The following is a 24606-nucleotide window of genomic DNA, read 5'->3' as shown; positions in this document are numbered from 1 at the left end:
GGGCATGGCTGACGCTCTGGGCATCGACTGGACGACGGACTGGATCCGGCGGACCGCACAGGTGGTGCACGACCACCGGGTGGAGCTCGTCACGCTCGACCGCGAGATCGGCGACGGCGACCACGGGGAGAACCTCGACCGCGGCTTCACGGCCGTGATCGCGAAGCTCGACTCGCTGCCGGCCGACGCGGTTCCGGGTGACGCCCTGAAGCTCGTCGCCACCACGCTCATCTCGACCGTCGGCGGAGCCTCCGGCCCGCTGCTCGGCACCGCCTATCTCAAGGGGGCCGGCGTGGTCGGCAAGGACGAGCAGCTCGACGGGGCCGCGCTGGTGGCGTTCCTGACCGCGGCGCGCGACGGCGTGGTGCTGCGCGGCAAGGCCGAGCCGGGCGACAAGACGATGATCGACGCGTGGACGCCCGCCGTCGACGCCGCCGTGGCCGCTCAGGCCGAGGGGCGCACGCCGGCCGAGATCCTGGCGGCGGCGGCCGACGCCGCCGAGAAGGGTGCCGAGGCGACCGAGCCGCTGGTGGCCCGGAAGGGTCGGGCGAGCTACCTCGGCGAGCGGGCGATCGGGCACCGCGACCCGGGGGCGCAGTCGTCGTCGCTGATCCTGCGCGCGGCGGCGGATGCCGCGGCCGGTGCCGGCGGCACGGGCACCGGCACCGGCACCGACGGCGCCGGCGGCACCGGCACCGACGGCACCACCGGGGGAGCCGCCTGATGGCCGGCACCCCGGGCAAGGTCGGCCTCGTCTTCGTCTCGCACAGCACGAAGATCGCCGAGGGTCTCGTCGAGCTCGCCGGTCAGATGGCGGGCTCCACCACGCTGGTCGCCGCGGGCGGCACCGACGACGGCGGCATCGGCACCAGCTTCGACAAGGTCAGCGCCGCCGTCTCCGAGGCCGACTCCGGCCACGGTGTCGCCGTGCTCTGCGATCTGGGCTCCGCCATCCTGACGGCCGAGACCGCGCTCGACTTCCTCGACGAGGAGGTGCAGTCGCGCGTGCGCATCGTCGACGCCCCTCTCGTCGAGGGCGGGGTCGCCGCCGCCGTCGCGGCCGAGTCGGGTGCGACGCTCGACGAGGTCGTGACCGCCGCCCGCTCGGCCGCCGGCGAGCTCGCCGAGCCCGCGCAGGAGTCGGACGCCGGAGCCGGGGCGAACGCGGCGGTGCCGGTCTTCGAGGAGCCGGCCACCGCATCCGGAACCCCGTCGCGCACCGTGACCATCGTCAACCGCGACGGGTTGCACGCGCGCCCGGCCGCCGAGTTCGTGAAGCTCGCCAGCACCTTCGGCCAGAAGGTCACGGTGAACGGCAAGGACGCGAAGAGCCTGCTCGGCATCATGTCGATGGGCCTCGTCAAGGGCGCGACCGTCGAGATCGCGAGCACCGACCCGGCGGCGGGTGACGCGGTGGACGCGCTGGCCGACCTCGTCGAGTCGGGATTCGGCGAGGAGTAGCAGCCGCGTCGGCGAGGAGCAGCCGCGTCGCCGAGGAGTAGCGCCTACTCCGCGTCGAACCGGCTCAGCACGAAGACCGGGATCTCGCGGTCGGTCTTCGTCTGGTAGTCGGCGTAGTCGGGGTAGGCCTCGACCGCCCGGCGCCACCAGAGCGCCTTCTCCTCGCCGGTGACCTCGCGGGCGAGGTAGTCGTGCTTCTCGGTGCGGTCCTGCAGCTCGACGTGCGGCTGCGCGACGATGTTGAAGTACCAGACCGGATGCTTCGGTGCGCCGCCGAGGGAGGCGACCACCGCGTACTCGCCGTCGTGCTCGACGCGCATCAGGGGCGTCTTGCGGAGCTTGCCGGACTTGGCCCCGACGGTGGTGAGGATGATGACGGGCATGCCCCGGAGGGTCGTCCCCTCCGTGCCGCCCGAGCCCTCGTAGGTCTCGAGCTGTCGACGCGCCCAGTCGCTGGTTCCCGGTTCGTATTCTCCGATGAGAGGCATGTGTCGATCGTACGTCCGTCGGGGTGGTCGAGGGCCCGGGGGTGATCGACGGCCCGTTCCGTGCGACCATAGAAGAAGGGGCACGCGGGGGTCACCATGAACGTTCGAGAGGATCTGATCAACTGATGGCAAGCGGTGCGACAGCGAAATGCCCGGTCTGCGGTAAATCTGTGGCGGTGGGTTTCGTGTCGCAGACCCTGATCCAGCACGAGAACAAGCTGCACGAGCGGTGCCGCGGCACGGGCGCGACCCCGACGACCCCGGTGCGTGGCGGCTCGTCCACAGGCGGGTCGAGCACCCGTCCGTCCGCCAAGACGGCGAAGACCAGCCCGGCGTCGAAGGGCGGCGTCACCGTGCGCAAGCTCGACGTCGACCCCGAGGTGCTGAAGGAGCGGCGTGAGCGCTCCGAGCGCCTCCGCGAAGAGCGCGCCGAGGCGGCACGCGAGCGCAACGCCATCGGTTTCTCCTACTTCGACGAGCCGCGCCGCTGATCCGACGGCCGCCGGCGCCGTTCCTCGAGGGCGGCTCGGCGCGGCGCCTGGCGGGCTTCGCGCTGCCGCTCGTGCCGCCGTCGCTCGACGGTTACGCCGAGCCGTTCCTCGACGGCGGCGCCACGGCGATCGCCGTGCTGGCCGAGCATCCTGAGGTCACGGCGACCCTGGTCGGGCAGAACCCGGCCGTCGTCGAGGTCTGGCGGGTGGTGCAGAGCGATGTCGAATCCCTGATCCGTTCACTGCGCTGGGTCGCCGAGCGGCATTCGCCCGCGTTCTTCGCGGGGGTGCGCGATCGCGACCTCGAGCCGGTCGCGGCCGCGGCGCTGTCGCCGGCCGAGCGCGCGGCACGCTACGTGTACCTGCGGGGCACGGCCAGGCCGGATGCCCGGGGCGACCAGCCCCGCGTCGTCACGTCGGCCGTGGCCGGGGTCGACGGCGCCGGCGACCCCGTGGTCGAGTACGGCCGCGACACCGTCCCCGTCGACGAGGCGGGGCTGCGGATGCTCGCCCGGCTGCTCGGCGAGCGCGACGTGACGATCGTGGCCAAGCCGCCGTTCGAGCTGCTCGGGGACCTTCGGGAGGACGATCTGCTGTGGGTGGACGCCGCGCAGGCGCAGGCGCAGGCCTCGGCCGCCGCCGGGGCGGACGGGCGGCTGGGCCGGGAGCTGCGGAGCCTCGTCGGCTCGGCAGTGGCGAGGGGGGCCGCGGTGCTGGCGCCCGCGCATCCGCTCGTCGAGGCGTCAGGCGAGCTCGCCGTGGTCGCGCAGCCCGCCGACGACGTCACGCTGCTCGGCAGCGCCGCCCTCAGACGGGCTCTGCAGCGCTGAGTTCGGGACCGCGGAATGTTTTTCGCGCGGGTTGTCGATTTCGTCGCGCGCCGTTCGACGCGATAGTAGGAGGTGCACCGATGTGCCTCGCGACGACAGCCCACCGAAGGAGACACCCATGAAGTACATGCTCATCATGCGCACCACCGCCGAGGCCCTCGAGGCCTCGAAAAGTCTCTATTTCGAGGCGATCATCAACGCCATGGGCGCCTACAACGAATCCATGATCACCGCGGGGGTGCTGATCGGCGGCGACGGGCTGTCGGATGCGAAGGAGGGCTTCGTCGTCGACTTCTCGGGCGACGCTCCGACCGTGACCGACGGCCCCTACGGCGAGGTGCACGAACTGTTCAACGGCTTCTGGATCGTGCAGGTCGCCTCGAAGGAGGAGGCGCTGGAGTGGGCGAAGCGGGCCCCGCTCGGTGCCGGGTCGAAGCTCGAGGTGCGGCGGATCACCGACGAGAGCGACTTCGCGGACTTCTCGGACAACGGGTTCATCCAGAAGGAGAAGGAGTGGCGTGGCTGATGCCGGGGGTGGCGGCGACGCCTTGGGCGGTGGGGCCGCGGGGGCCGGTGCCGCGGGTGGTGGCACAGGTGGCGGCGGCTCGGATGCCGGCGTCGCTGGCGCGCGGCGGGCCGTCGAGGCCGTGTGGCGCATCGAGGGGGCGCGCATCACCGCCGGGCTCGCCCGTGCTTTCGGCGACTTCGGTCTCGCCGAGGACGCCGCCCAGGAGGCCCTCGCCCAGGCGCTCGTGCAGTGGCCGGCCGAGGGGTCGCCGCGAAACCCCGGGGCGTGGCTGACGGCGGTGGCCAAACGGCGGGCGATCGATGCCCTCCGGCGGGAGAGCGGCCGCGAGGAGCGCTACGCGGCACTGGCCCAGGGGCTGGCGCAGGGGCCGGGATCGTCGGCGGGGTCGGGGTCGGCGGCTTCGGCGGGGCCTGGGGGCTTCTCGGGGTCGGGCTCGTCGGGTCCGGCCGTCTCGAGGGCACCGGTCGCCGGGCATGTCGGGTCGTCGGATGCCCGCCCCGACGATCTCGTCGGGGACGAGGTGCTCGGGCTCGTCTTCATCGCGTGCCATCCGGTGCTGGGGCGGGACGCCCAGGTGGCGCTGACCCTGCGGGTCGTCGCGGGACTGACGAGCGAGGAGATCGCGCGGCTGTACCTCGTGCCCGTGGCCACCGTTCAGCAGCGGATCGTGCGCGCCAAGAAGACGCTCGCCGCCGCGAAGGTGCCGTTCGAGGCGCCCGACCCGACGGAGTGGCGCGAGCGGCTCTCGGCCGTGCTCGCCGTGTTGTACCTGATCTTCACCGAGGGGTACTCGGCCACGAGCGGCGACCGGTGGATGCGGCCCGAGCTCGCCGACGAGGCGGTGCGCCTCGGCCGGGTGCTGGCCGGGCTGCTGCCCCGCGAGCCGGAGGTGCACGCATTGCTCGCCCTCATGGAGCTGCAGGCGGTGCGCTTTCCGGCCCGCGCCGCGGCCGACGGATCCGCGGTGCTGCTCGCGGACCAGGACCGGCGGCGCTGGGACCGGGGCGGGACCGCACGCGGCCGGGCGGCGCTCGCCCGCTCGGACGAGCTCGCCCGGCGGCGCGGCCGGGGACGTGGGCCGTACGCCATCCAGGCCGCGATCGCGGAATGTCATGCGGTCGCTCCCGACGTCGCCGCGACCGATTGGGAGCGGATCGTGCTGCTGTACGAGGCGCTCGGAGCGCTGACGCCGAACCCCGTGGTCGAGCTGAACAAGGCGGTGGCGGTGTCGATGGCCGTGGGTCCGGCCTCGGCGCTCCGGCTCGTGGACGAGCTCGCCGCCACGGGGGCGCTGACCGGATCCCACCTGCTGCCGAGCGTGCGCGGCGAACTGCTGACGCAGCTCGGCCGGGTGCAGGAAGCGAGGTCGGAACTCGTCACGGCGGCAGGGCTGACGCACAACGAGCAGGCGCGCGCGGTGCTGCTCGCCAAGGTGGCCGCGCTGCCCTCAGGCTGAGACGAGCGCTTCGCGACCAGGTCTTGCCCGAGCGCACCAGCGATGGCACCCTGACGGCATGACGATCGAGGTGCGACCGGCGACCGACTTCGACGACGTCGCGACGATGGTGGGGCCGAAGCGGCCTGACGCGACGGTGTGCTGGTGCCTCAGCTACCGCATCCCGTCCGCTCAGAACGCCGCGCTGCGCGGACCGGCGAGGGGTGAGCTCGTGCGCGAGCTCGTCGGCCAGGACGTGCCGCCCGGGGTGCTCGCCTATGAGGACGGCGAGGTCGTGGGATGGGCGGCCGTGCATCCGCGAACCGACACGAGCTTCGCGCGCAACCGCCGCATACCGCACGTCGACGAGCTGCCCGTCTGGTCGCTCTGGTGCGTGCGGGTGCGGCCGGGACACCGCGGGCAGGGTCTCGCCCACCACCTCGTCACCGGCGCCGTCGAGTTCGCCCGGGGCAACGGGGCGCCGATGATCGAGGCCTACCCCGTGGACAACCGGGGCGCGAAGGTCGACCTGACCATGGCGTACGTGGGCACCCGGTCGCTGTTCGAGCGGGCGGGCTTCGTGCAGGCGGCGGAGACGACGTCGGTGCTGAACGGGTTCCCGCGGGTGCTCATGCGGCTCGATCTGCGCGGGTGACCACCGCACGGGCGTGCGGCGGATGCTCTCAGTGGTCGTCGAGGGAGTAGGTGGGGGACGAGACCCGGGCGAAGACCGTGAGGAGCGCACCTGCTGCGGCGAAGGCGAAGGCGGCGAGCGCCAGCCAGTAGACCGGGATGAGCGCGGGGGAGTCGTCGGGTACGTCGAACGAGATGCTGAAGCCGCCCTCCGCGTCGTTCGTCACCGTCGTCACGGCGGCCGAGAAGGCGACGACCACCGCCAGCACGAAGGCTCCGGCGCAGGCCCCGTAGGCCACGCGCAGGGCGATCAGGAGCGAGCGGGTCCGGTGGGTCACGACACGATGCTACGGCCTGCGCTTCCGGCTGCCTACTCCGCGCGCCTACCCTGGGGCATGGACTTCGAGGGTGTGGTGGGGCGGGCCGGTGTCGACCAGGCGGGGGTCGTGGCGCGGCTGCTGCACGACTTCAACGCCGAGTTCGACGTGCCGACCCCGGGCGTCGCCGTGCTCGAGGAGCGGTTGCGCATCCTGCTCGCTGTGGGCCCGGCAGTCGGGGGGACGACCGCGTATCTCGCCGAGGGCCCCGACGGGTCGGCAGTCGGGGTGGCGCTCGTGACCTGGCACTCGAACGTCTGGTACGACGGGGCGGTCGGGCTCCTCGACGAGTTGTACGTGGTGCCCGCTCGGCGCGGCGGGGGTGTCGGGTCGGCGCTGCTCGCGCAGGTGCTTCAGGATGCGCGGCATCTCGGTGCCGGATCCGTCGAGCTGGCGGCCGACGAGCCGGACGCCGACGCCCTGCGGTTCTACCGTCGGCACGGCTTCGTCGGCGCGTTCGAGCGCGACGAGCGCACGTTCTTCCTCCAGCGCGAACTCTGACGGGCGCGCCCGCACCGCCGGCATCTGTGCGATGGGCGCTCGGGGATTCGCGAAGGGGGGAGGCGGTGCGGGAGGATGGGGGCGATGATCCGACGTCGACTGGGGCTGTTCGCCCGTGCTGTGCTCATGGACCTCGGTTCCCGCGGGCTGGTGCCGGCGCGCCGGATCGTCGGGACGCCTGCGCCCGACGCGGTTCCCGTGGTGATGTGCCTGTGGAACCGGCCCGACCGCCTCGAGCGTGTGCTCGACGGCCTCGCCGCCCAGCGGAGCGACCGGCCGGTGCGCCTGATGCTCTGGAACAACCAGCGTCGCGACCGGTCCCGCTACGCCGAGGTGCTCCGGCGCCGCTCGCCCGAGGGCGCCCTGGCGAGCGTCGAACTCGTGCAGAGCCCGATCAACGTCGGCGGCCTGGCCCGCTTCTATCTGCTCGCCCGGCTTCGGCGCACGGGCTTCGGAGGGCCGGTCATCCTGCTCGACGACGACCAGGACATCGCGGACGACTTCGTGTCGACGCTGCTCGACGCCGCCACCCCGACGAGCGTGCGGGGCGTCTGGGCCTGGGCGCAGGGCACCGGCTACTGGGACCGCACCCCGGCCACCGGGGACGACGCCACCTACGTGGGCACCGGCGGCTGCGTGCTCGACGCCTCGATCGTCGACGACCGGCGCTTCTTCACCGCGCTGCCCCTCCAGTACCTCTTCCTCGAGGACATCTGGATGAACGCGGTCGCCCGCCGCCACGGCTGGACCCTGTCCCACGTGGACGCCGGCTACACCTTCGTCGACGAGGAGGTCGGCCAGCACCACACCCTGGCCGACGCGAAGGCCGCCTTCTTCGACTACCTCCGCTCGCCCGAGAGCGACCGCGCCTGGGCATCGGCCCGCCGCTGACCTCGGCCGACCGGCGTGGTCCCGCGCCGGCCCAAGGAGTGCGGCCCGCCAATGTGGTCACTCGTCGAACCGCACCCAGAAGTACTGGTGCTGGGCGAACAGGTCGGATTGATTGTCCCGTGCGACGCGGTAGTAGTCGGGCCACAGCCAGCCGTAGTTCCTGACGTGCGCGCCGAGCCGCTCACCTCCCCGCCCGATGCGGAACGCCGTGTCGACGGCGGTGTCGCTCACGGTCGCGGCGATCGTTCGGTGCGGGTCGCCGGCGCAGGTCGCAGCGGCCTGCAGCCCGGCGTGGAAGTCGACGTCCCACAGCGCGCGGTGCAGCGCGAGGTGGTCGGGGTGCGTGTACGGGTAGCACGACCCGCCGGCGGCGGCCTCCGGTTCCGCGGCGTACGCGCCGATCAGAGCGACGACCGGCAGGGTCGTGTCGAGACCCAGTGCGCCGCGCTGATCGAGTGTGGTGCGGATACCCCAGGCCGCTTCGTCCTCCGTGAGGTCCCCGTCGCCCAGATCGAAGAGCACGACCGCGCCACGAACCTGCCGGTCGATCCACACCTCGGCCGTGGAGTCCTCGGACGTGCAGCGGTCGGCGCCGTCGATGCGGCACGTCTCGCCGGGCGCGGCCGGGAGCGGTGGCGTGCGCACCGGTGGCGCGAAGTCTCCGGGGATGCGTGCATCCGTCACCGACATCTCGCCGAGGTAGCTCAGCAGCGAGTTCCGCCGGGCATCGACGCACTCCGGCGACCAGCGACCTGCCGGAACCGGATCCGCGGGCGGCTCGAGGCCCGGCTGCACCGACCTCGCCTACTCGGCAGGGTCGCAGTACTGAGTCTGCTCACCCCGGGTGAGCACGACGAAGACTGTGTACCCGTCGAGCAGCGACCAGGCCTGGAACTCGTCGTCGGGATGCGGCACCACGACGACGACCGTTCCCCTGGGCGGATCGGACGCACTCGGTGCGAGCGCCAGGCCACCCAGCACCGCCGAGACCGTCGCGGCGCCGGTGACGAGCCACCCGAGGAGGCGGCCGAGGAGGGTGGGGGAGGCTGAGGCGGAGAGGGCGTGTCGCGTCACGGGCGGAGGTAGAGGCGGTGGCGGTGGAGGAGGCTCGTCAGCAGCACCCAGAACAGCAAGAGAACGGCGGTGTAGCTGAGCTGGACGTGTCCGGCCACCGCGACGGTCGACGCGATGATCTGGCCGGGGCTCGGCCCGTCGGGCAGGGGACGGTTCAGCACGCTCATCAGCACGTGCGAACCGAAGTAGACGAGCAGACTGTTGCGCCCGAGCGCGAGCAGCGGATAGGTGACGCCGCGGAGCACCCGACCGGTGGCCGGGCGGTCGACGAGCAGGTGGCCGAGCAGCAGGGCGATCGTGGTGGCGGAGGCCAGGGTGAGCGCGAACGGAGACGTCCAGAGGCGCTTCATCATCGGCACCGGCTGGGCGCCGATGAGTGTCGGCGCCCAGGTGAGCGCCACTGCTGCGGCGAGGAAGGCCGCAGCGACGGCGACGAGCGGGATCACCGCTGCCGTGACCCCGGCCGGGCGCTCGACGAAGACTCCGGCCGGGCGCTCAACGGCGACACCGGACGCGGGCGCCGCCGTGACATCGGACGGGCGCGCCGCCGTGACACCCGACGGGCGCGCCGCCGTGACACCCGACGGGCGCGCCGCCGTGGCGCCGGGCGGGCGCTCGCGCGGGGTGCGGCGCGCCGCCAGGAGCAGGTGCCCGACGGTCACCCCTGCCGAGGCGCTGACGAGCGCGCCCAGTACCGCGACGAGGCCCTCCGGGTCGTGGCCGGCGCCGCCGTGCTGGTAGATGTGCGCGGCGGAGAACACGAGGGTGTCGATCGCCCCCGACGGGTTGCACTCGCGGGTGAGCACACCGCCCACGCAGCGCTCCGCCCACCCCGAGAGCAGCACCGTGTCGGCGACGGCGAACAGCGCCGTCACCACCGCCCACCCCCACCAGCTCCGCGTCACCAGGTGCAGCAGTCCGAGCACGACGACGACCGCGGCGTAGATCTGCAGCACACCGGTCACGCGCCAGGTGGCCACGTCCCACGACCAGGAGACGACGGCGCTGTAGAGCAGCCCGGCCGCCAGCAGCACCAGCGTCCGCCGCAGGAGCACCCCGAACCGCACTCCGCGCCGGAGGGCGAACGCGAGGCCGCAGCCGCTCAGCGTCACGAACACGGGGAAGAGCACGTCGGCCGGATGCACGGACGCCCAGACGGCGTGATCCACCCACTCGGGTGCCGCCAGCAGACTTCCGAGCAGCACCGTGGCGACGAGCATCAGCCCCCGCACGAGGTCGAGGCTCGCGAATCGCGGCCGCGGCCCGCGCCGGGCAGCCGGAGGCTCGGCGAGCGCAGGCCGCGGTTCCGAAAGGGCTCCCGCGGTGCGGGTGTGGTCGTCGGTCACTTAGGCAACCTACCGCGTTAATGAGGTTCTGTCGACTTGTCTGAGCGGTCGGTTAGGATTACGACGTGACCCGCGCCGCCGTGACCGACCCCGGCGAGGGGAGCGCCCCCAGAATTCTCGGCCGGCCCGGCGTGCGGCTCGGCGCGGTGGCCGTGGTCTTCGGCTGGGCCGTGTTCCAGGCCTTCTGGAACCTCGGCGCCGCCAACTACAACTCCGACGAGCCCATCTACGTCGACGCCGGCTGGTCGTACGTGCACGGCGACTTCTCGGCCAACCGCGAGCATCCGCCGACCGCGAAGCTGCTGATCGGCCTGGCGCAGCTCGTGCTCGGCCAGGGGGCTCTCGCCGGGCGCATCGCCGTGGCCCTCACCGTGCTGGCCGCCGGAGTCATCATCTACCTGTGGCTGAAGCGCGAGATCGGCTGGGCCGGCGCCCTGTTCGCCGCCGGTGCGTGGATGCTGATGCCGCACGGCGTGACCAGCGGTCCGAGGCTCGACCGCTTCGCCGTGCTCGAGCCGTTCATGGCGTTCTTCGCGATCTGCGCGTTCGCGGCGGCCTGGCAGTGGTTCCGGCTGCGGGCGAGGGCGGAACGCGCATCCGGGAGCCGCCCCTGGCTGCCCTGGCTGTGGCTCGTCGTGTCGGCGGTAGCGATGGCCCTCTCGGTGACGTCGAAGGTGTCGACGGCCGTGATGATCCCCGCGATCCTGCTGCTGCCCCTGCTCGCCCGACGGGTGGTGGATGCGCTGCTCGGCTCGCTCGTGTTCCTCGCCGTGTTCGGGGTGGTCGCCGCTCTGCTCTACCTGCCGATGGGCATCCGCTCGGCCGTCTCGTACATGCTGCAGATGCAATCGGAGCACAACGCCGCCGGGCACCTGGTGGTCGTGGCGGGCGTCGCGACAACCAGGCCGCCGTGGTGGACGAACCTCTTGTATTCCGTCGACGGCATGGGAATCGCCGCGACCGTGGTGCTCGTCGTCGGGCTGCTCGCCGCGTTCTGGCTGCGGCCACCGGCCCTCACGCTCTATGTCGCTGCGGGCATGGTGCTGCTGCTGGCGTTCCACCTGTTCGCGTCGCGGGTGATGCTCTCGCACTACTACTACGCCTGGGTGTGGCCGGCGTGCGTGCTGGCAGGTATCGGGGTCTCGGTGCTGCTCGCGTCCCGGGTGAGGCTGCTCCGCTTGCTGGCCGCCGCGCTCGTCGTGCTCGCGATCGGCTCGGCGCTCTGGGTCTCGGTGGTCATCGCGAACGAGCGCGCCACGGGCATGGCGCTCGTGCTGCCGGCGCTCGAGGCCGAGGGGGTACCCGACGGCGACGTGCTGGTCGGGGGGATGGCGCCGTGGGAGTACACCACCTATCTCGACGGCCACTGGACGACCGACCCGAATGACCCCGACATCGTGGCGGTCGCGACCCGCGAGTCGGAGCGGTTCCCGGTCGATCCGGGAGTCGAAGCGGTGATCGGGGCCGATGCCGATGACGACGAGGTGCTCGAGCTCGACGACGTGACGCTCTATATCCTCGATGAGGCCCCCGCGAGGTAGCGAGCATGGCCGTGCACAGAACTTGTGCACACTTCCTCTGCATGACAGGATCGAGCCATGAGCGACCCTGTAGGCGACCCCACCGGCATCCGGCTCGACGATCGGGCCGTGCGGGTGCTGGCCCATCCACTGCGCTCGCGACTGCTGTCGAGCCTCCGGGTCGACGGCCCCTCCACGGCGACCGAACTCGCAGGCCGGCTGCAGACGAACACCGGCGCGACCAGCTACCACCTTCGCGCCCTCGAGTCGGTCGGCCTCGTCGCCGACACGGGGGAGGGGGTCGGCAAGCGCCGGCTCTGGCGTGCCGCTACCGACTCCCACTCCTGGGCTGAGTCCGACTTCGCCGATGATCCCGACGCCCGTGCGGCCCTCGATTGGCTGCAGCGCGACTACCTCCGCCAGTTCGCCGCCCGAGCCGAGCGCTGGCACGGCGAGGCGGCGGCGTGGCCCGCCGAGTGGGTCGACGTGCTGGGGCAGAGCGACGCCGTGGTCACGGTCACCCCGGCCCAGGCCGCGGCGCTGCGCGACGAGCTGTCCGCCGTTCTCGCGCGGTACCGGTCGCTCGGCGACGGGGACCCGGACGCGCGTCGCATCCTCGTCTTCCGCCACGCCAGCCCGCTCGACACCGAGCGCTGAGGTCGACATGACCAGCCGTCTGCCCCTCACAGTCGCGGCCGCCGAACGCCGGCTCGTGCTGCTCACCGTGACGCGGTGGCTGCCCGTCGGCCTCGTGTTCGGGCTGACCGTGCTGCTCCCGCTCGAACGCGGACTCGGTCTCGCCGAGGTCGGCACGCTCCTCGCCGTGCAGGGATTCGTCGTGCTGGCGCTCGAGCTGCCGACCGGCGGGCTGGCCGACACCCTCGGTCGCCGCCCCCTCCTCATCGTCGCGGGGGTGCTGGCCGTCGCGTCGTCGCTGCTCTTCGTCACCGCGACGGGCTTCTGGATGTTCGCCGCCGCCCTCGTGCTGCAGGGGGTGTTCCGCGCGCTCGACTCGGGCCCGCTCGAGGCCTGGTTCGTCGACACCGCCCACGCCGCCGACTCGACGGCGCCCATCGAGCGCGGACTGAGTCGCGCCGCCACCGCCCTCGGCGTCGCCATCGCGGGGGGAGCCCTCGCGGGTGGCGCCCTGATCGCCTGGCACCCCGTGACCGGCTGGTCGGCGCTCGTGCTCCCGTTCGTGGTCGCGACCGTGGCCATGGTCGGGCACACCGTGCTGGTGGCCGCCCTCGTGCGCGAGCCGGCGAGACCGGGCCGCCCGGTCGAGGGGCGCCGGCACGGGGTCACCGACGCCGTCCGGGTGGTCGGCCAGGGGTTCAGGATGCTCCGCACGGCACCCGTGCTGCGGTCGCTGGTGCTCGTCGAGGTGTTCTGGAGCGTCGCGATGATCGCGTTCGAGGCGCTGACGCCGGTGCGGCTCTCCGCCCTGCTCGGAGGCGAGGATGAGGCCGGTGCCCTGTTCGGGCCGGCGGCGGCCGCGGCGTGGGCGCTGTTCGCCGTGGGTTCCGCGGCCGCGGGGCTGGTCAGCCGGCGCATCGGCGTCTCGGCCACGGCGATCGCGGCGCGCATCCTGAACGGACTGATGGTGGTGACGATGGGGCTGGTGGCCGGACCGCTCGGGCTGGTCGCCGCGTTCTGGCTCGCCTACCTGACTCACGGAGCCGGCGGGCCGATGCACGCGGCGCTGCTGCATCGGCAGGCGACGGGCGCGAACCGGGCGGTCGTGCTGTCGATGAACTCGATGGTCGCCGGCGGCAGCTACAGTCTGGGGCTGCTGCTGCTCACCCCGTTCGCCGAGGCGTTCGGCACCGGGACGGCCTTCGTGGTCGCCGGGGCCTCCAGTGTGATCGGAGCGGTGCTGTACCTGCCCGCCCGGCGGCAGGAGCGGTCGAGCCGGTGATGTGAACGGTGTTCACATACTGCTAGCGTGACCGTATGGTCAGGCTCAGGGTGCACAACTTCGCGGTGTCGATCGACGGGTTCGCCACGGGGGAGGGGCAGTCGTTCGAAACGCCGTTCGGTCACGCCGGGCACCGCTTGATGCAGTGGTTCCTGCCCACGAATGCCTTCGTGAAGATGACCGGGCACGAGTCGGAGGCCGTCGGCGGGGGCACCCACGGCGTCGACGACGCCTTCGCGGCCGCCACGAACGTCGGGATCGGCGCGGAGATCATGGGCCGGCGGAAGTTCGGGCCGCAGCTCGGCCCGTGGGAGGACGAGTCCTGGCGCGGCTGGTGGGGAGAGGAGCCGCCGTTCCACACGCCGGTCGTGGTGCTGACACACCACGCGCGGCCCGACCTCGTGGTGGGGGAGACGACGTTCCTCTTCCGTGAGCTGCCGCCGGCGGAGGCGCTCGAGCTGGCGGCCTCGGTCGCCGGCGGGCTCGACGTGCGTCTCGGCGGCGGGCCGACGATCGTGCGGAACTTCCTGGCGGCCGACCTCGTCGATCACCTGCACATCGTGGTGGTGCCGATCGTTCTGGGCCGTGGGGTGCGGGTCTGGGACGGGCTCGAGGGGCTGGAGGAGCGCTTCGAGGTCGAGGTGACTGCGTCGCCGTCGGGGGCCGTGCACTACGTCTTCACGCGGAGGCCACGGACCGGGAGCTGACGGATGGGAATACTGCGCGACTCTTGTCGTTGAGATACACAATGCAATATATTGCAGACATCTCACCGACAGGGAGTCATCATGTCCGCCATCCCCACGCCCGACGCCTTCACCCCGTCGGATGACAAGCCCACTGTCGTGCTCGTGCACGGGGCATTCGCCGAGTCCGCCAGCTGGAACGGCGTTATCAGCCGTCTGCAGGCCGAGGGTCTCCCGGTCGTCGCCGTCGCCAACCCGCTCCGCGGACTCGCCGACGACGCGCAGTACCTCCGCACCGTGATCGACGGCATCGACGGCCCGGTCGTCGTCGCGGGCCACTCCTACGGAGGATCCGTGGCGAGCGAGGCGACCGAGGGTGCCCCGAACGTGCGGGCGCTCGTCTACGTCGCGAGCTTCATCCTGGAGCCGGGGGAGAGCACCGGGGAGCTCGCCGGGAAGTTCCCCGGGGGAGAGCTCGGTCCGGCTCTGACGCCGATCCCGTTCGTGGCGGGAGCGGTGAGCGGCGACGACCTCTACATCCAGCAGCACCGCTTCCGCGAGGTGTTCGCCGCCGATGTGCCCGAGGCTGAGACGGCCCTGATGGCGGCCACGCAGCGCCCCATCGCGGCCGCCGCGCTGGAGGACGCCGCGAGTCGGGCAGGCTGGAAGACCATTCCGTCGTGGACGCTCGTGACGAGGCAGGATCTCGCCGTGCCGGCCGAGTCGCAGCGCTACATGGCCGAGCGCGCCTCGTCGCACGCCGTCGAGATCGACGCCTCGCACGCGGTGACGGTGTCGCAGCCCGGAGCGGTCGCCGAGCTCATCCTGGAAGCGGTGCGCGAGACGGCCCGGTGACGGTGTCGGCCGCGCGCCGGGCTGCGACCGGCACCGCCGTCTTTGTCGCTGCCCCGGCAGATTCGTGACCGGCGAATCCTGTCGGTCTCAGTGGTGCTGGCCTTCGTCTTCGTCGTCATCGAGAAGCATTCCGACCGAGGTGGCGCATCGCACTATTTCGAGGGTGGTGGGCTGGCCGTCGATTTCTACCGACTCAATGGGCAGGGACTCACCGGCGCGGACGGGAACTCGCTGCGACTCATCAGCGCCCTCGACCCCGTCATGCCCGACGGCGCCCGCGTCGGCCAAGTCGAATGCCGCGTCGAAGCCGGAACCACGATGGCCACGACGCACTTCACGCAGTTCGACGACACCTGCACACACCTCCACATCGACGTTGGTTTCACCGACGGCACCCTCACCACTAACTAATTGACACCTACGCGTCAACCAACTCGAGCAGAAAGAACCCCATGATCTCCAGCCCCTGGCCCGGCATCCTCACCAGCCTGCACATCTACCTCGTGCTCGCAGCCATCCTGCTCCTCGCCCTCCACTGGGTCATCTGATCCGCCGTGCAAAGCGCACTCCGCCGGCACCAGCTCTGGCTCGAAGCACGCGACCGCGACAACGCCGCGGACCAACCGGCGCGGTCGGAAACGACCCCACCAACTAGCCCAGATCATCGAGGGCAAGCGCACCGCGCGCGGCAGCTCTTGAAGAGATTGAGACGTCCCGACGTCAGAGCTGCAGCAGGCGTCGCAGTGCCTCCACCGCCGACTCCGGTGTTGCGAATTCGCCCAACGCAAACCCTCGAGCTGTCTCGCGGCTATCATCCGCGTGACTCAGGCGGTAACTACCTGCCTCCCGCTCGACCCGCCATGGCGTCTCCACCAGGGCGCCATCGAGCTCCTGAACGACCCAATAATGGTCATCCTCGATGCCACGGGCTATATAGGACACACCCCGAGAGTACGAGAGAACCAGTAGGCAGATGCTCGCGCGGGCGGTCGAAGCTGGACCTGTACGAAGTGTGAGGTGCCGGTCGATAATGGGTCAGACGGGGTCCGCCCAGAGCGACAGTTTCTGGGGGTTGAGCACCATTCTGACATTGGCGATAAGTCCACCAATGACCTCGAGGGTGACGACGCCGGCGATGTGTCCTTCTTCCCAGATCGCGAAGCCCAAACCGTCTGGAGTTTCCTGCTCGAGGACTTCCGTCCGGTCGTTCTTCTGCTGCACGCCGAGAAGAAAGCGCGCCACTCGATCTGCACCGAATATCGGGTTTCGGGCGGCCGTGACGATTCCTCCGCCGTCCGATCGCAGAACGACGTCCGGGTCGAGAATCTTGACTAACGCATTCAAGTCACCACCACGGCTCGCCGCTGCGAAAGCGCGAACGACAGCGTCGTGCTCTGTCCGGGGCACCTGCCGTGCCCGGCTTTGGTCGACGCGTCGACGGGCCGCCGTCGCGAGTTGACGGCACGCTGCTGGGGTCCGGCCGACGATCCCCCCGATGTCGCTGAAGGGGAGAGCGAACACGTCGTGAAGCACGAACACCACGCGCTCTGCCGGGGTCATCGACTCCAGCACCACTAGCAGGGCGGTACTGATGGATTCATCGAGAGTGACGTGCTCGAGCGGGTCACCTTCGGTCGTGCCAAAGGCGGTCGATGGCACCGGTTCCGGCAGCCAGGGCCCCACATATTGCTCGCGCCGGACACGTGCGGACGACAGGACGTCGAGACACACTCTGCTGGCTACACGTGTCAGCCATCCGCGTGGAACGTTGATCGCGTCGCGCTCGGTCTGACTCATCCGGTACCACCGGGTGTAGGTCTCTTGCACCGCGTCCTCAGCCTCGGCGATCGTGCCAAGCATCCGGTACGCCAACGAGACGAGGTGCCGGCGCTCTCCAATCACTTCGTCATCTACCGTGGACCTTTTCTCATCTGGCACGAGGACCTCCTTCCATTAGAGACGATGCGCAAGGCCGGAATGTGAGCACCCGCCTCACACTTACAGGTGCTGGGTCGTCCTGATAGGTGTGAACACTCCATTTCGCCGGGTTCTGCTGGCACTCACCGTCCTCATCGGCCTCTACGTCGGCATCTGGGCGCAGTTCTTCCCGACCGAGTTCTATGACTCGTTCCCGGGTTTCGGACTGCATTGGATCGACGTCGACGGACCGTACAACGAGCACCTCATCCGCGATGTCGGAAGCTTCTACCTCGCGCTCTCCGCGGCCAGCCTGATCGCTGCGATACACCGCAGTGCCCTGCCCGGACGGATCGCCGGCGTGGGATGGGCGGTATTCGGTGTGCTCCACTACGGCTACCACCTGATGCACCTGGAAGGCTCGGCCGTCGACATCATCGGCAACGTCGTCAGCCTCGGCCTCAGTGCCGCCCTCGGCATCCTCCTCGCCCTGCCCCCGCGACACCGCAACACACCCGGAAAGGACCAAGCCCGATGAAAATTGCAATCGCCGGTGGAACCGGCACCGTTGGAAAACACGTCGTCGTCGCCACCACCACGGCCGGGCACGAAACCGTCATTCTCACACGCGCCACCGGCACCGACCTCATCACCGGCACCGGCCTCACGGCCGCGTTGCAAGGCGTCGACGTCGTCATTGACGTCTCAGCGACCAGCAGCCTTGCGACAAGAGAATCCGTGCACTTCTTCGGCACTGTGACTAGTAACCTCCTCAGAGCCGAACGCGCTGTCGGCGTCAAGCATCACATCGCCCTCTCGATCGTCGGCGCTGCCAAGGTGAACGCCAACTACTACGCCGGCAAAGCCGTGCAAGAGAAGATGCTTCATGCAGAGAGCGGTGGTTGGTCACTCCTTCGCACCACCCAATTCCACGAGTTCACCCAACAGCTCGTTCAGCACGGCAAAGTCGGACCCTTCCAGGTCGTCCCCACCATTCGATCGCAGCCCATAGCTGCAGCAGAGGTCGCTGACGAGCTCGTCTCAATCGCCGCAGGCGACCCTCGCGGGCTCGAGCCCGATCTGGCCGGTCCGCAGGAAGAACGTATGGCTGACCTCGTGAAACGCCTTCTCCGAGCGGAAGGAAACCGTAAACCGGTGATTCAGATACCTCTTCCCGGCCGGTGGGGGCGAGGAATGCGAGACGGGTCGCTTCTACCAGCACCCGGCACTCGCCGAGGCCGCGAGACATTCGCGCAATGGTTGGAGAGCCGGGACTGCTGATCAGCTGACCAGCCAGTCTTCGAAGCGGGTGGTGAAGCGGTGGGCGGTTGGGGCGGGAAGGAGCTCGTCCCGCGCCAGGGTGTTCCCGAAATAGCGGGCGAGCGGATCGGCCACCACCTCACGGGGGTCGCGACGGGCACGCAGTTCGAGTTTCACCAGGTCCGCCATCGCGAAGACTTCGGGTCCTGTGAATTCTGTCGTCGTGTTCGTGGGTGCGCCGAGAGCGGTCTGGGTCACCGCGGTGGCGACGTCGTCTCCAGCGATCGGTTGCACGAGCGCCTCCGCGAGGCGCACGCTGTTGCCGTGGGATGCGGAGTCGCCGATGCTGCGGACGAATTCGAAGAACTGGGTCGCGTGCACGAGGGAGTACGGCGACGACGAGCGTCGGATCAGTGTCTCCTGGGCGTCTTTGGCGAAGAAATAGCCGCGCTCGGTCTGGGCGAGCCGGTCGGTGCCCACGACGGAGAGGGCGACGTGGTGCTGTACTCCGGCGGCTTGGCCGTAGGTGAGGAGATTCAGGGTGGAGGCGTAGAAGAAGTCGAGCGCGCCTGCTTGATCGGTGTTCGACGAGTTCGACAGGTCGACGACGGTCTCGGCGCCCTCGAGGGCGTCTTCCAGCCCTTGAGCGGTATAGGAATTGATGCCGGTGGCCCGCGAAGCGGCGAGCACGTCGTGTCCCGCGGCGGCGAGCTGCGCGACGACTTTCGAGCCGATGAGACCTGTTCCTCCGACGACGACGATTCTCATGACGACCCTCTCTTGTGCGCTGCCGGTCGGCGGCGTCTGATCAGCTATGACCGCATCCACCACGTATTTGTGACAACCGGTCACAGATCATCCGGCCGCGTGGTCGTAGTTAGCAGAGGGCCGAACTGATCGTCCCGGTTGCTGAGAGGAACAGCTATGTCGCACGTCACCGTCGGTACGGAGAACACCGCGTCGATCAATCTCTACTACGAGGATCACGGGTCGGGGCAGCCGGTCGTATTGATCCACGGGTTCCCCCTGGACGGGCACTCTTGGGAGAAGCAGACCGCTGTGCTGCTCGAAGCTGGCTACCGGGTGATTACCTACGACCGGCGTGGATTCGGCCAGTCGAGCCAGCCCACCGAAGGATTCGACTACGACACGTTCGCGGCCGATCTCGACACAGTCCTCACGACGCTGGATGTCAGCGACGCAGTTCTGATCGGGTTCTCTATGGGAACCGGTGAGGTCGCCCGGTACCTGAAGAACTTCGGGTCGGCTCGAGTCAGCAAAGTCGCTTTCCTCGCGTCGTTGGAGCCGTTCCTTCTGAAGACCGAGGACAACCCGGGAGGCGCAGCACCGATCGAGTTCTTCGAAGGCATCGTCGACAGCGTTAAAACGGATCGATACGCTTACTTCACCGAGTTCTACAAGAACTTCTACAACCTCGACGAGAACCTCGGCAGCCGCATCAGCGAGGAGGCCGTGCGGCACAGCTGGGACGTCGCGGCGCAGAGCGGCGCGGTGGCGTCCGCAGCAGCACCTCTGACGTGGTTCACTGACTTCCGTGACGACATCCCGGCGATCACCGTCCCGACGCTGATCGTCCATGGGACGGCGGACAACATCCTGCCGATCGACTCGACGGGCAGACTCTTCGCCAAGCTCCTTCCCCAGGCCCGCTACATCGAGATCGAGGGGGCACCGCACGGTCTACTCTGGACTCACGCGACCGAGATCAACTCGGTACTACTCGACTTCCTCGCAAACTGAGGCTCACCGATGACGACTGAATCGACGACCGAGCTCGAGGATGCGGCCTCGATCTTCGCGTCGGTGCGCCGCCGACTGTTCGGCATCGCCTACCGCATGCTCGGCACTTCCTCGGATGCGGAGGACATCGTGCAGGATGTCTGGGTACGCTGGCAGACCTGCGATCGCAGCGTCGTGCTGGACCCGACAGCGTTCCTGGCGACCGCGACGACCCGCCTGTCGATCAACGTGCTGCAGTCGGCGCGCGCCCGCCGCGAGACCTACATCGGTCCATGGCTGCCGGAGCCGGTTAACACCAGCGACGACCCAGAGCTCGGCGCCGAGCGCGGCGAAGCCCTCGGCTTCGCCATGCTCCTGCTGCTGGAAAAGCTCACCCCCACCGAGCGCGCCGCCTACATCCTGCGCGAAGCCTTTGACTACCCCTACCCGCAGATTGCGCACATCGTACAGTTGAAGGAGCCTGCCACCCGGCAGCTGGTGAGCCGAGCACGCAAACGGCTGGCGGGGGAACGGCGGGTGCCCGTGGAGTCGAGCGAGCAACGCCGCCTCCTGGCTGCGTTCCTGCAGGCGGCACAGCGCGGCGATGTGACGGCGCTGGAGGAACTGTTCGCCTCCGATGTCGTCAGCTACTCCGACGGCAATGGTGTGAAGCTCGCTGCCCGCATCCCGATCATCGGCCGCGGCCGGGTGGCGAAGTTCGTTGCCGCGTTCTCGTCCCATTTCTGGGAGGGCAAGGAGATCGGTTGGGTGGAGCTCAACGGCCAGCCCGCCGTGACCCTGACCGAGAACGGTGCCATCACCACCGCTCTGACCGTGACCGTCGGGGCCGACAGCATCCACCAGGTGCTGTGGATCATGAACCCGGACAAGCTCGCCCACGTTGCGTCTCCGATCGCGTGAACGCTCCGGTTCCAAGCGATGACGATCTAGCCGGCGAGCGATCGAGGCTTCTCGACATCGCGTTCCGCATGCTCGGTTCCTCAGCCGAGGCCGAGAACGTCGTCGACGCGACCATGACCCTCTGGGCGGCCGTGTCCGGCGGCGAACGCGCTCGGATCGAGTCCCGACGAGAATGGCTGACCGAGATCCTCGCCCGAACCTGCTTCGACCACCTCAGACAGGCTCGAACGGAACGTGAGCACTACGTCGGGGAGTGGCTACCCGAACCGATCCCACATCCCCACAGTGAGGGCGGGCTCGACGGCGAACCGGATGCAGATGGTCGGCTCGACCGAGTGTCTCTCGACGAGTCATTGAATATGCTGCTGCTGGTCGTCCTCGAAACGCTCGCGCCGGAGCAGCGCGTCGCGTTCATCCTGCATGACGTTTTCGGTGTTCCCTTCGACGGAATCGCTGACGTCGTCGGACGAACACCGGACAGCACCAGACAACTCGCCCACGCCGCGCGGCACCTAATCCAGCAACGCAAGGCCGACAGGGTGCCGCGGAATCGGCATCGCGCGATCGTACTCGAGCTGCTCGCCGGTTGCGAGACTGGCGACGAGGAACGCATCAAGGCGGTGCTGCACCCCGAGATCACGATCGTCATCGACGGTGGGGGAAAAGTTGACGCAGCAGAAACGCCTGTGCAGGGAATCGATCAAGTCGCACGCCTTCTCACCCAGCACTTCACCGGTGCCTGCGAGACGACAGCGAGTGAGAGATCCGTCAACGGTCATGCGGGCCTGGTTTTCCGCCAGGCCGAACGGGTGGTCGCTGTTTTGAGCGCGAACCTGAAATCAGGGCAGATTGTCGATCTCTGGGTCGTCGTCAATCCCGACAAGCTACGCCACTGGAACCCGGCATAACCTACATGGCGCCTCGAGCTGTCCCGGCCCATCAGCCGAGACAGCTCAGAGCAATCAGCAGATCACTGCTGCTGATCGGTCGGGCGGATGAGAATCTCGTTTACCGACACGTGCTCGGGCTGTGAGACTGCGTAGAGGACGGCCGCTGCAATGTCGTCGGGCTGCAGTGTGCGCATCATCGTCTTCAGTTGGGCGGCCATGTCGCGCGAGACAGGGTCGGAGATATGGCTGGCGAGATCGGTATCCGTGAATCCCGGGGCGACGACCACCACCCTGACTCCCTGCGCCGTGACCTCCTGACGAAGCGCCTCAGAGAAGGCGGTGACGCCGAACTTGGAGGCCGCGTTTACGGCGCCGCCGGCGGAGGCGATCCGCCCCGACGTCGACGACGTCTGCACCACTGTCCCGCGACTGGAAAGTAGATGTGGGAGTGCTGCGTGAGTGACATACATCGTGCCCAGCAGGTTGGTGCGGATCATTGCGTCCCACTCGGCCGTGTCTGCTCCGTCAACAATCCCGGTTAGCATGATCCCCGCGTTGTTGACGAGGATGTCGAGTCGACCGAACCTTTGGATCGTTGCGGCTATCGCTGCGCGGACGGAATCTTGGTCACCGACGTCGAGTTGCACGGGCAGCACCTCCCCGGGGGCTCGATCAGCGAGGTCCTTCAGGAGGTCGAACCGTCGAGCCCCCACAGCCACCAGCGCTCCAGCTCCAGACAGGGACAGCGCGATCGCCTCGCCGATACCAGACGAGGCGCCCGTCACAAGTGCGACCTTGCCGGTCAAAGATCCCGATCCGTTGGCTCGTTCTGTCATTTGATTCATCTCCTGATGTCTCCGCTGCGCCCTAAACGGACCATGCGGTCAGGTTAAACGTACCTTAAACGGACCGAATGGTCAGGTTAGGATTGAGTCATGAGTGAAATTGCAGTTGGTCCGCCCGATGCGCTGCGAAGCGATGCCCGACGGAACCGAGAGCGGCTGGTTGAAGCGGCGGGGGAGTTGCTCGCTCTGGGCGGTATCGACGTGTCCGTCGCCGAGATCGCGGCCCGCGCTGGTGTGGGAAAGGGAACCGTATTCAGGCACTACGCGGCGAAAGACGACTTGGTCGCCGATGTCGTCTGCGCGGTGCTCGAGCGGTTGCTCGCTCAAGGCCGCGAATTGCAGATGTCCCTTACCGGCACAGATGCTCTGCGTGAGTTCGTGGCCGAAGCCATTCAGTTGCAGGCCAACGATCGAGCTTTCTGCGAGGTCGTTGCCGGTGCGTCGGTAGACAATGTACGAGTGAGTCGCGCAATCGAGGATTTCAATGTGCTGGTCCGTGACCTCACCAACACTGCGGTGAAGGCTGGAGACATTCGCCCTGATGTGACGGGCGCTGATATTTCCCTCTTGATCAGTGGCATCTACCAGACTGCCGCGCCTCGCGCGGCCACGCAGCCAGAGCTTTGGCGCCGCTATTTCGTGCTCTTCTGGGATGGGCTGCTGCCTGTGCACGCCTCACCGCTACCTGTACCTCCCGCGGTTGGTGTGGACCAGTTCTGAGGTCGGGCGGGCCGTTCGTGGAAGCGTTCGAGTTCGTCGGGCGCGGCGCGGGTGCGGGATCTGATGAGGGCGTCGATCTCGGGGATGCGGTCCCAGCTGTTGACCGCCATCCCGGCGCGTACGCGTCCCTGGGAGGTCCAGAACGCGACGAACTCGCGTGATTGGAGTGAGCCGCTGATCACGACGTCGTCGTAGTCGCCCGGTCCGGCGGTGAAGCCGGTGTATTCCATGCCGACGTCGTACTGGTCGCTGTAGAAGTAGGGGAGGTGATCGTAGAGCGTATCCGAGCCGATCATTGCTGCCCCGGCGTGGGGGCCGGAGCGGAGGGCGGTGTCCCAGTGCTCGACCCGGAGTGGTCTGTCGTAGACGATCGAGGGGATGCTCGCGACGTCTCCGGCGGCGTACACGTCGGGTGCGCTGGTGGTCAGGCATCCGTTCACGGCGATGCCGCCGCCGAGCTCGCGGGCGCGCACGGCGATGCCGGCCGAGACGGCAAGGCCAGTGTTCGGGGCAGCTCCGACGGCGACGAGGACCACATCCGCGGCGATGACGCTGCCGTCACCCAGGGTGACGCCGTGGACTCGTCCGTCGATTCCGTCGATCGACGCCACGACCACTTGACGGCGGAAAATGACACCGTGTGCGGTGTGCACGTCGGCGTAGAACGCGCCCATCGTCTCGCCGAGTACTTTGCCGAGGGGCTGGCTTCCGTGTCCGAGTACGGTCACCTCCAGGCCCATCGTGCGAGCGGAGGCGGCGACTTCCAGTCCGATCCACCCGTCACCGATCACGACGAGTCGGCCGCCGCCGTCGCGGACCGCCTCCTGCAGGGTCGCGTGCAACAGGTCCGAGTTCTCCAGTGTTCGCAGCGAGAGCACCCCGAGGAGGTCTTCACCGGGCAGCCCGGCGGAGCGTGGTGAGGAGCCGGTCGCCAGTAGCAGTTTCGAGTACTTCAGGTCCTGGCCATCGGCCACGGTCAGGCGGTGGCTGTGGACATCGAGTGCGACCACGGTCGATGCTGTTCGCACGTCGACGTGGTTCTCGGCATACCAGCCGGGGGCGAGGGTGAAGACGCTGGAGCGGGTCGCCTCGCGTCGCAGGTAGTCCCTCGACAGTGGTGGCCGTTCGTAGGGGTGGTGCGGTTCGGTACTGATGACGACGATGTCGCCGTCGTGTCCGCCGTCTCGGATGGCGCGCACGGCGCCGCCCGAGGCCAGGCCACCGCCGATGATGACGAGGGGTTCGGTCATGATCTGTTCTCTCTCCGGTGCATCGAGT

General features: G+C 69.2%; 30 protein-coding genes. 21 read left to right on the top strand and 9 right to left on the bottom strand.

Features of this window, described 5'->3' with window-relative positions:
- The first annotated feature begins 4 nt into the window (after positions 1-4).
- The gene (gene dhaL, locus NVV95_RS01545; RefSeq protein WP_259484778.1) at positions 5-724 is read left to right on the top strand and encodes a dihydroxyacetone kinase subunit DhaL; all 720 of its coding nucleotides are present in this window, start codon (positions 5-7) and stop codon (positions 722-724) included.
- A complete protein-coding gene (gene dhaM / locus NVV95_RS01540; RefSeq protein WP_259484777.1) occupies positions 724-1461 on the top strand; it encodes a dihydroxyacetone kinase phosphoryl donor subunit DhaM in 738 nt (245 codons plus the stop codon). The genes dhaL and dhaM overlap by 1 nt, the downstream gene beginning before the upstream one ends.
- A gap of 44 nt (positions 1462-1505) precedes the next feature.
- Here dhaM and NVV95_RS01535 read toward each other — a convergent pair whose 3' ends face one another.
- Positions 1506-1949, bottom strand: a complete 444-nt coding sequence (locus NVV95_RS01535) for a nitroreductase family deazaflavin-dependent oxidoreductase (RefSeq protein ID WP_259484776.1) — start codon at positions 1947-1949, stop codon at positions 1506-1508.
- Between the two features lie 185 nt (positions 1950-2134).
- On the opposite strand from NVV95_RS01535, the gene NVV95_RS01530 reads away from it, so the two are divergent.
- From NVV95_RS01530 to NVV95_RS01510, 5 genes are all read left to right on the top strand, one after another.
- Entirely contained in the window at positions 2135-2440 is a 306-nt protein-coding gene (locus NVV95_RS01530; RefSeq protein ID WP_259484775.1) for a hypothetical protein, read from the top strand.
- A gap of 71 nt (positions 2441-2511) precedes the next feature.
- Complete coding sequence (locus NVV95_RS01525; protein ID WP_259484774.1) at positions 2512-3270, top strand: DNA adenine methylase; 759 nt, start codon at positions 2512-2514, stop codon at positions 3268-3270.
- A gap of 118 nt (positions 3271-3388) precedes the next feature.
- Positions 3389-3796 carry a YciI family protein gene (locus NVV95_RS01520; protein ID WP_259484773.1) on the top strand — a complete coding sequence of 136 codons (408 nt, stop codon included), beginning with the start codon at positions 3389-3391 and terminating at the stop codon, positions 3794-3796.
- 121 nt (positions 3797-3917) lie between these two features.
- Positions 3918-5255 (top strand): RNA polymerase sigma factor, encoded by a 1338-nt coding sequence (locus NVV95_RS01515; protein WP_259485193.1) that lies wholly within the window; start codon positions 3918-3920, stop codon positions 5253-5255.
- Positions 5256-5313: 58 nt separating this feature from the next.
- Positions 5314-5889: a GNAT family N-acetyltransferase gene (locus NVV95_RS01510; RefSeq protein ID WP_259484772.1), complete on the top strand. Its 576-nt coding sequence runs from the start codon at positions 5314-5316 to the stop codon at positions 5887-5889.
- Positions 5890-5917: 28 nt separating this feature from the next.
- Here the strand turns inward: NVV95_RS01510 and NVV95_RS01505 are convergent, their stop codons facing one another.
- Positions 5918-6205 carry a hypothetical protein gene (locus tag NVV95_RS01505; protein ID WP_259484771.1) on the bottom strand — a complete coding sequence of 96 codons (288 nt, stop codon included), beginning with the start codon at positions 6203-6205 and terminating at the stop codon, positions 5918-5920.
- 57 nt (positions 6206-6262) lie between these two features.
- On the opposite strand from NVV95_RS01505, the gene NVV95_RS01500 reads away from it, so the two are divergent.
- Together NVV95_RS01500 and NVV95_RS01495 are read left to right on the top strand one after the other, a co-directional pair.
- A complete protein-coding gene (locus tag NVV95_RS01500; RefSeq protein ID WP_259484770.1) occupies positions 6263-6745 on the top strand; it encodes a GNAT family N-acetyltransferase in 483 nt (160 codons plus the stop codon).
- Between the two features lie 84 nt (positions 6746-6829).
- On the top strand, positions 6830-7636 hold the full coding sequence (locus NVV95_RS01495) for a hypothetical protein (RefSeq protein ID WP_259484769.1): 807 nt from the start codon (positions 6830-6832) through the stop codon (positions 7634-7636).
- A 57-nt stretch (positions 7637-7693) separates the two neighbouring features.
- Here NVV95_RS01495 and NVV95_RS01490 read toward each other — a convergent pair whose 3' ends face one another.
- Genes NVV95_RS01490 through NVV95_RS01480 form a run of 3 tightly spaced genes read right to left on the bottom strand, consistent with a single transcriptional unit; the run spans position 7694 to position 10056 of the window.
- The gene (locus tag NVV95_RS01490) at positions 7694-8431 is read right to left on the bottom strand and encodes a hypothetical protein (RefSeq protein ID WP_259484768.1); all 738 of its coding nucleotides are present in this window, start codon (positions 8429-8431) and stop codon (positions 7694-7696) included.
- Positions 8432-8440: 9 nt separating this feature from the next.
- The gene (locus NVV95_RS01485; RefSeq protein ID WP_259484767.1) at positions 8441-8710 is read right to left on the bottom strand and encodes a hypothetical protein; all 270 of its coding nucleotides are present in this window, start codon (positions 8708-8710) and stop codon (positions 8441-8443) included.
- The gene (locus NVV95_RS01480; protein ID WP_259484766.1) at positions 8707-10056 is read right to left on the bottom strand and encodes a heparan-alpha-glucosaminide N-acetyltransferase domain-containing protein; all 1350 of its coding nucleotides are present in this window, start codon (positions 10054-10056) and stop codon (positions 8707-8709) included. The genes NVV95_RS01485 and NVV95_RS01480 overlap by 4 nt, the downstream gene beginning before the upstream one ends.
- A gap of 65 nt (positions 10057-10121) precedes the next feature.
- Here NVV95_RS01480 and NVV95_RS01475 point away from each other — a divergent pair, with 65 nt between their 5' ends.
- The 6 genes from NVV95_RS01475 (at position 10122) to NVV95_RS01450 (ending at position 15446) form a co-directional block, all read left to right on the top strand.
- Positions 10122-11597 (top strand): ArnT family glycosyltransferase, encoded by a 1476-nt coding sequence (locus NVV95_RS01475; protein WP_259484765.1) that lies wholly within the window; start codon positions 10122-10124, stop codon positions 11595-11597.
- A gap of 57 nt (positions 11598-11654) precedes the next feature.
- Positions 11655-12233 (top strand): ArsR/SmtB family transcription factor, encoded by a 579-nt coding sequence (locus NVV95_RS01470; RefSeq protein ID WP_259484764.1) that lies wholly within the window; start codon positions 11655-11657, stop codon positions 12231-12233.
- 7 nt (positions 12234-12240) lie between these two features.
- Positions 12241-13494 carry an MFS transporter gene (locus NVV95_RS01465; protein WP_259484763.1) on the top strand — a complete coding sequence of 418 codons (1254 nt, stop codon included), beginning with the start codon at positions 12241-12243 and terminating at the stop codon, positions 13492-13494.
- Positions 13495-13529: 35 nt separating this feature from the next.
- Positions 13530-14201, top strand: coding sequence for a dihydrofolate reductase family protein (locus NVV95_RS01460; protein ID WP_259484762.1), 672 nt, complete (start codon positions 13530-13532; stop codon positions 14199-14201).
- An 81-nt stretch (positions 14202-14282) separates the two neighbouring features.
- A complete protein-coding gene (locus NVV95_RS01455; protein WP_259484761.1) occupies positions 14283-15035 on the top strand; it encodes an alpha/beta fold hydrolase in 753 nt (250 codons plus the stop codon).
- 90 nt (positions 15036-15125) lie between these two features.
- On the top strand, positions 15126-15446 hold the full coding sequence (locus NVV95_RS01450; RefSeq protein ID WP_259484760.1) for a hypothetical protein: 321 nt from the start codon (positions 15126-15128) through the stop codon (positions 15444-15446).
- 624 nt (positions 15447-16070) lie between these two features.
- Here the strand turns inward: NVV95_RS01450 and sigJ are convergent.
- On the bottom strand, positions 16071-16973 hold the full coding sequence (sigJ, locus tag NVV95_RS01445; RefSeq protein WP_259484759.1) for an RNA polymerase sigma factor SigJ: 903 nt from the start codon (positions 16971-16973) through the stop codon (positions 16071-16073).
- 88 nt (positions 16974-17061) lie between these two features.
- On the opposite strand from sigJ, the gene NVV95_RS01440 reads away from it, so the two are divergent.
- Both NVV95_RS01440 and NVV95_RS01435 read left to right on the top strand, forming a co-directional pair.
- Entirely contained in the window at positions 17062-17490 is a 429-nt protein-coding gene (locus NVV95_RS01440) for a hypothetical protein (protein WP_259484758.1), read from the top strand.
- On the top strand, positions 17487-18233 hold the full coding sequence (locus tag NVV95_RS01435) for an SDR family oxidoreductase (protein ID WP_259484757.1): 747 nt from the start codon (positions 17487-17489) through the stop codon (positions 18231-18233). The genes NVV95_RS01440 and NVV95_RS01435 overlap by 4 nt, the downstream gene beginning before the upstream one ends.
- Here NVV95_RS01435 and NVV95_RS01430 read toward each other — a convergent pair whose 3' ends face one another.
- The gene (locus NVV95_RS01430) at positions 18234-19064 is read right to left on the bottom strand and encodes an SDR family oxidoreductase (RefSeq protein ID WP_259484756.1); all 831 of its coding nucleotides are present in this window, start codon (positions 19062-19064) and stop codon (positions 18234-18236) included.
- 72 nt (positions 19065-19136) lie between these two features.
- Here NVV95_RS01430 and NVV95_RS01425 point away from each other — a divergent pair, with 72 nt between their 5' ends.
- The 3 genes from NVV95_RS01425 to NVV95_RS01415 are packed head-to-tail and all read left to right on the top strand — an operon-like array spanning position 19137 to position 21781.
- Positions 19137-19973, top strand: a complete 837-nt coding sequence (locus NVV95_RS01425; RefSeq protein ID WP_259484755.1) for an alpha/beta fold hydrolase — start codon at positions 19137-19139, stop codon at positions 19971-19973.
- Between the two features lie 9 nt (positions 19974-19982).
- Positions 19983-20873 (top strand): RNA polymerase sigma-70 factor, encoded by an 891-nt coding sequence (locus tag NVV95_RS01420; RefSeq protein ID WP_259484754.1) that lies wholly within the window; start codon positions 19983-19985, stop codon positions 20871-20873.
- The gene (locus NVV95_RS01415) at positions 20870-21781 is read left to right on the top strand and encodes a sigma factor-like helix-turn-helix DNA-binding protein (protein WP_259484753.1); all 912 of its coding nucleotides are present in this window, start codon (positions 20870-20872) and stop codon (positions 21779-21781) included. The genes NVV95_RS01420 and NVV95_RS01415 overlap by 4 nt, the downstream gene beginning before the upstream one ends.
- Before the next feature lie 62 nt (positions 21782-21843).
- Here NVV95_RS01415 and NVV95_RS01410 read toward each other — a convergent pair whose 3' ends face one another.
- Positions 21844-22569 (bottom strand): SDR family NAD(P)-dependent oxidoreductase, encoded by a 726-nt coding sequence (locus tag NVV95_RS01410; RefSeq protein WP_259484752.1) that lies wholly within the window; start codon positions 22567-22569, stop codon positions 21844-21846.
- Between the two features lie 129 nt (positions 22570-22698).
- Here NVV95_RS01410 and NVV95_RS01405 point away from each other — a divergent pair, with 129 nt between their 5' ends.
- Positions 22699-23328 (top strand): TetR/AcrR family transcriptional regulator, encoded by a 630-nt coding sequence (locus NVV95_RS01405; protein WP_259484751.1) that lies wholly within the window; start codon positions 22699-22701, stop codon positions 23326-23328.
- On the opposite strand, the gene NVV95_RS01400 is transcribed toward NVV95_RS01405, so the two are convergent.
- Positions 23241-24578 (bottom strand): NAD(P)/FAD-dependent oxidoreductase, encoded by a 1338-nt coding sequence (locus NVV95_RS01400; protein ID WP_259484750.1) that lies wholly within the window; start codon positions 24576-24578, stop codon positions 23241-23243. The two genes, NVV95_RS01405 and NVV95_RS01400, sit on opposite strands and share 88 nt — an antisense overlap.
- Between the last annotated feature and the right edge of the window lie 28 nt (positions 24579-24606).

The organism is Herbiconiux gentiana, assembly GCF_024978135.1.
Classification (GTDB): Bacteria; Actinomycetota; Actinomycetes; order Actinomycetales; family Microbacteriaceae; genus Herbiconiux; species Herbiconiux gentiana.
This window is presented reverse-complemented; position numbering and strand designations above follow the sequence as displayed.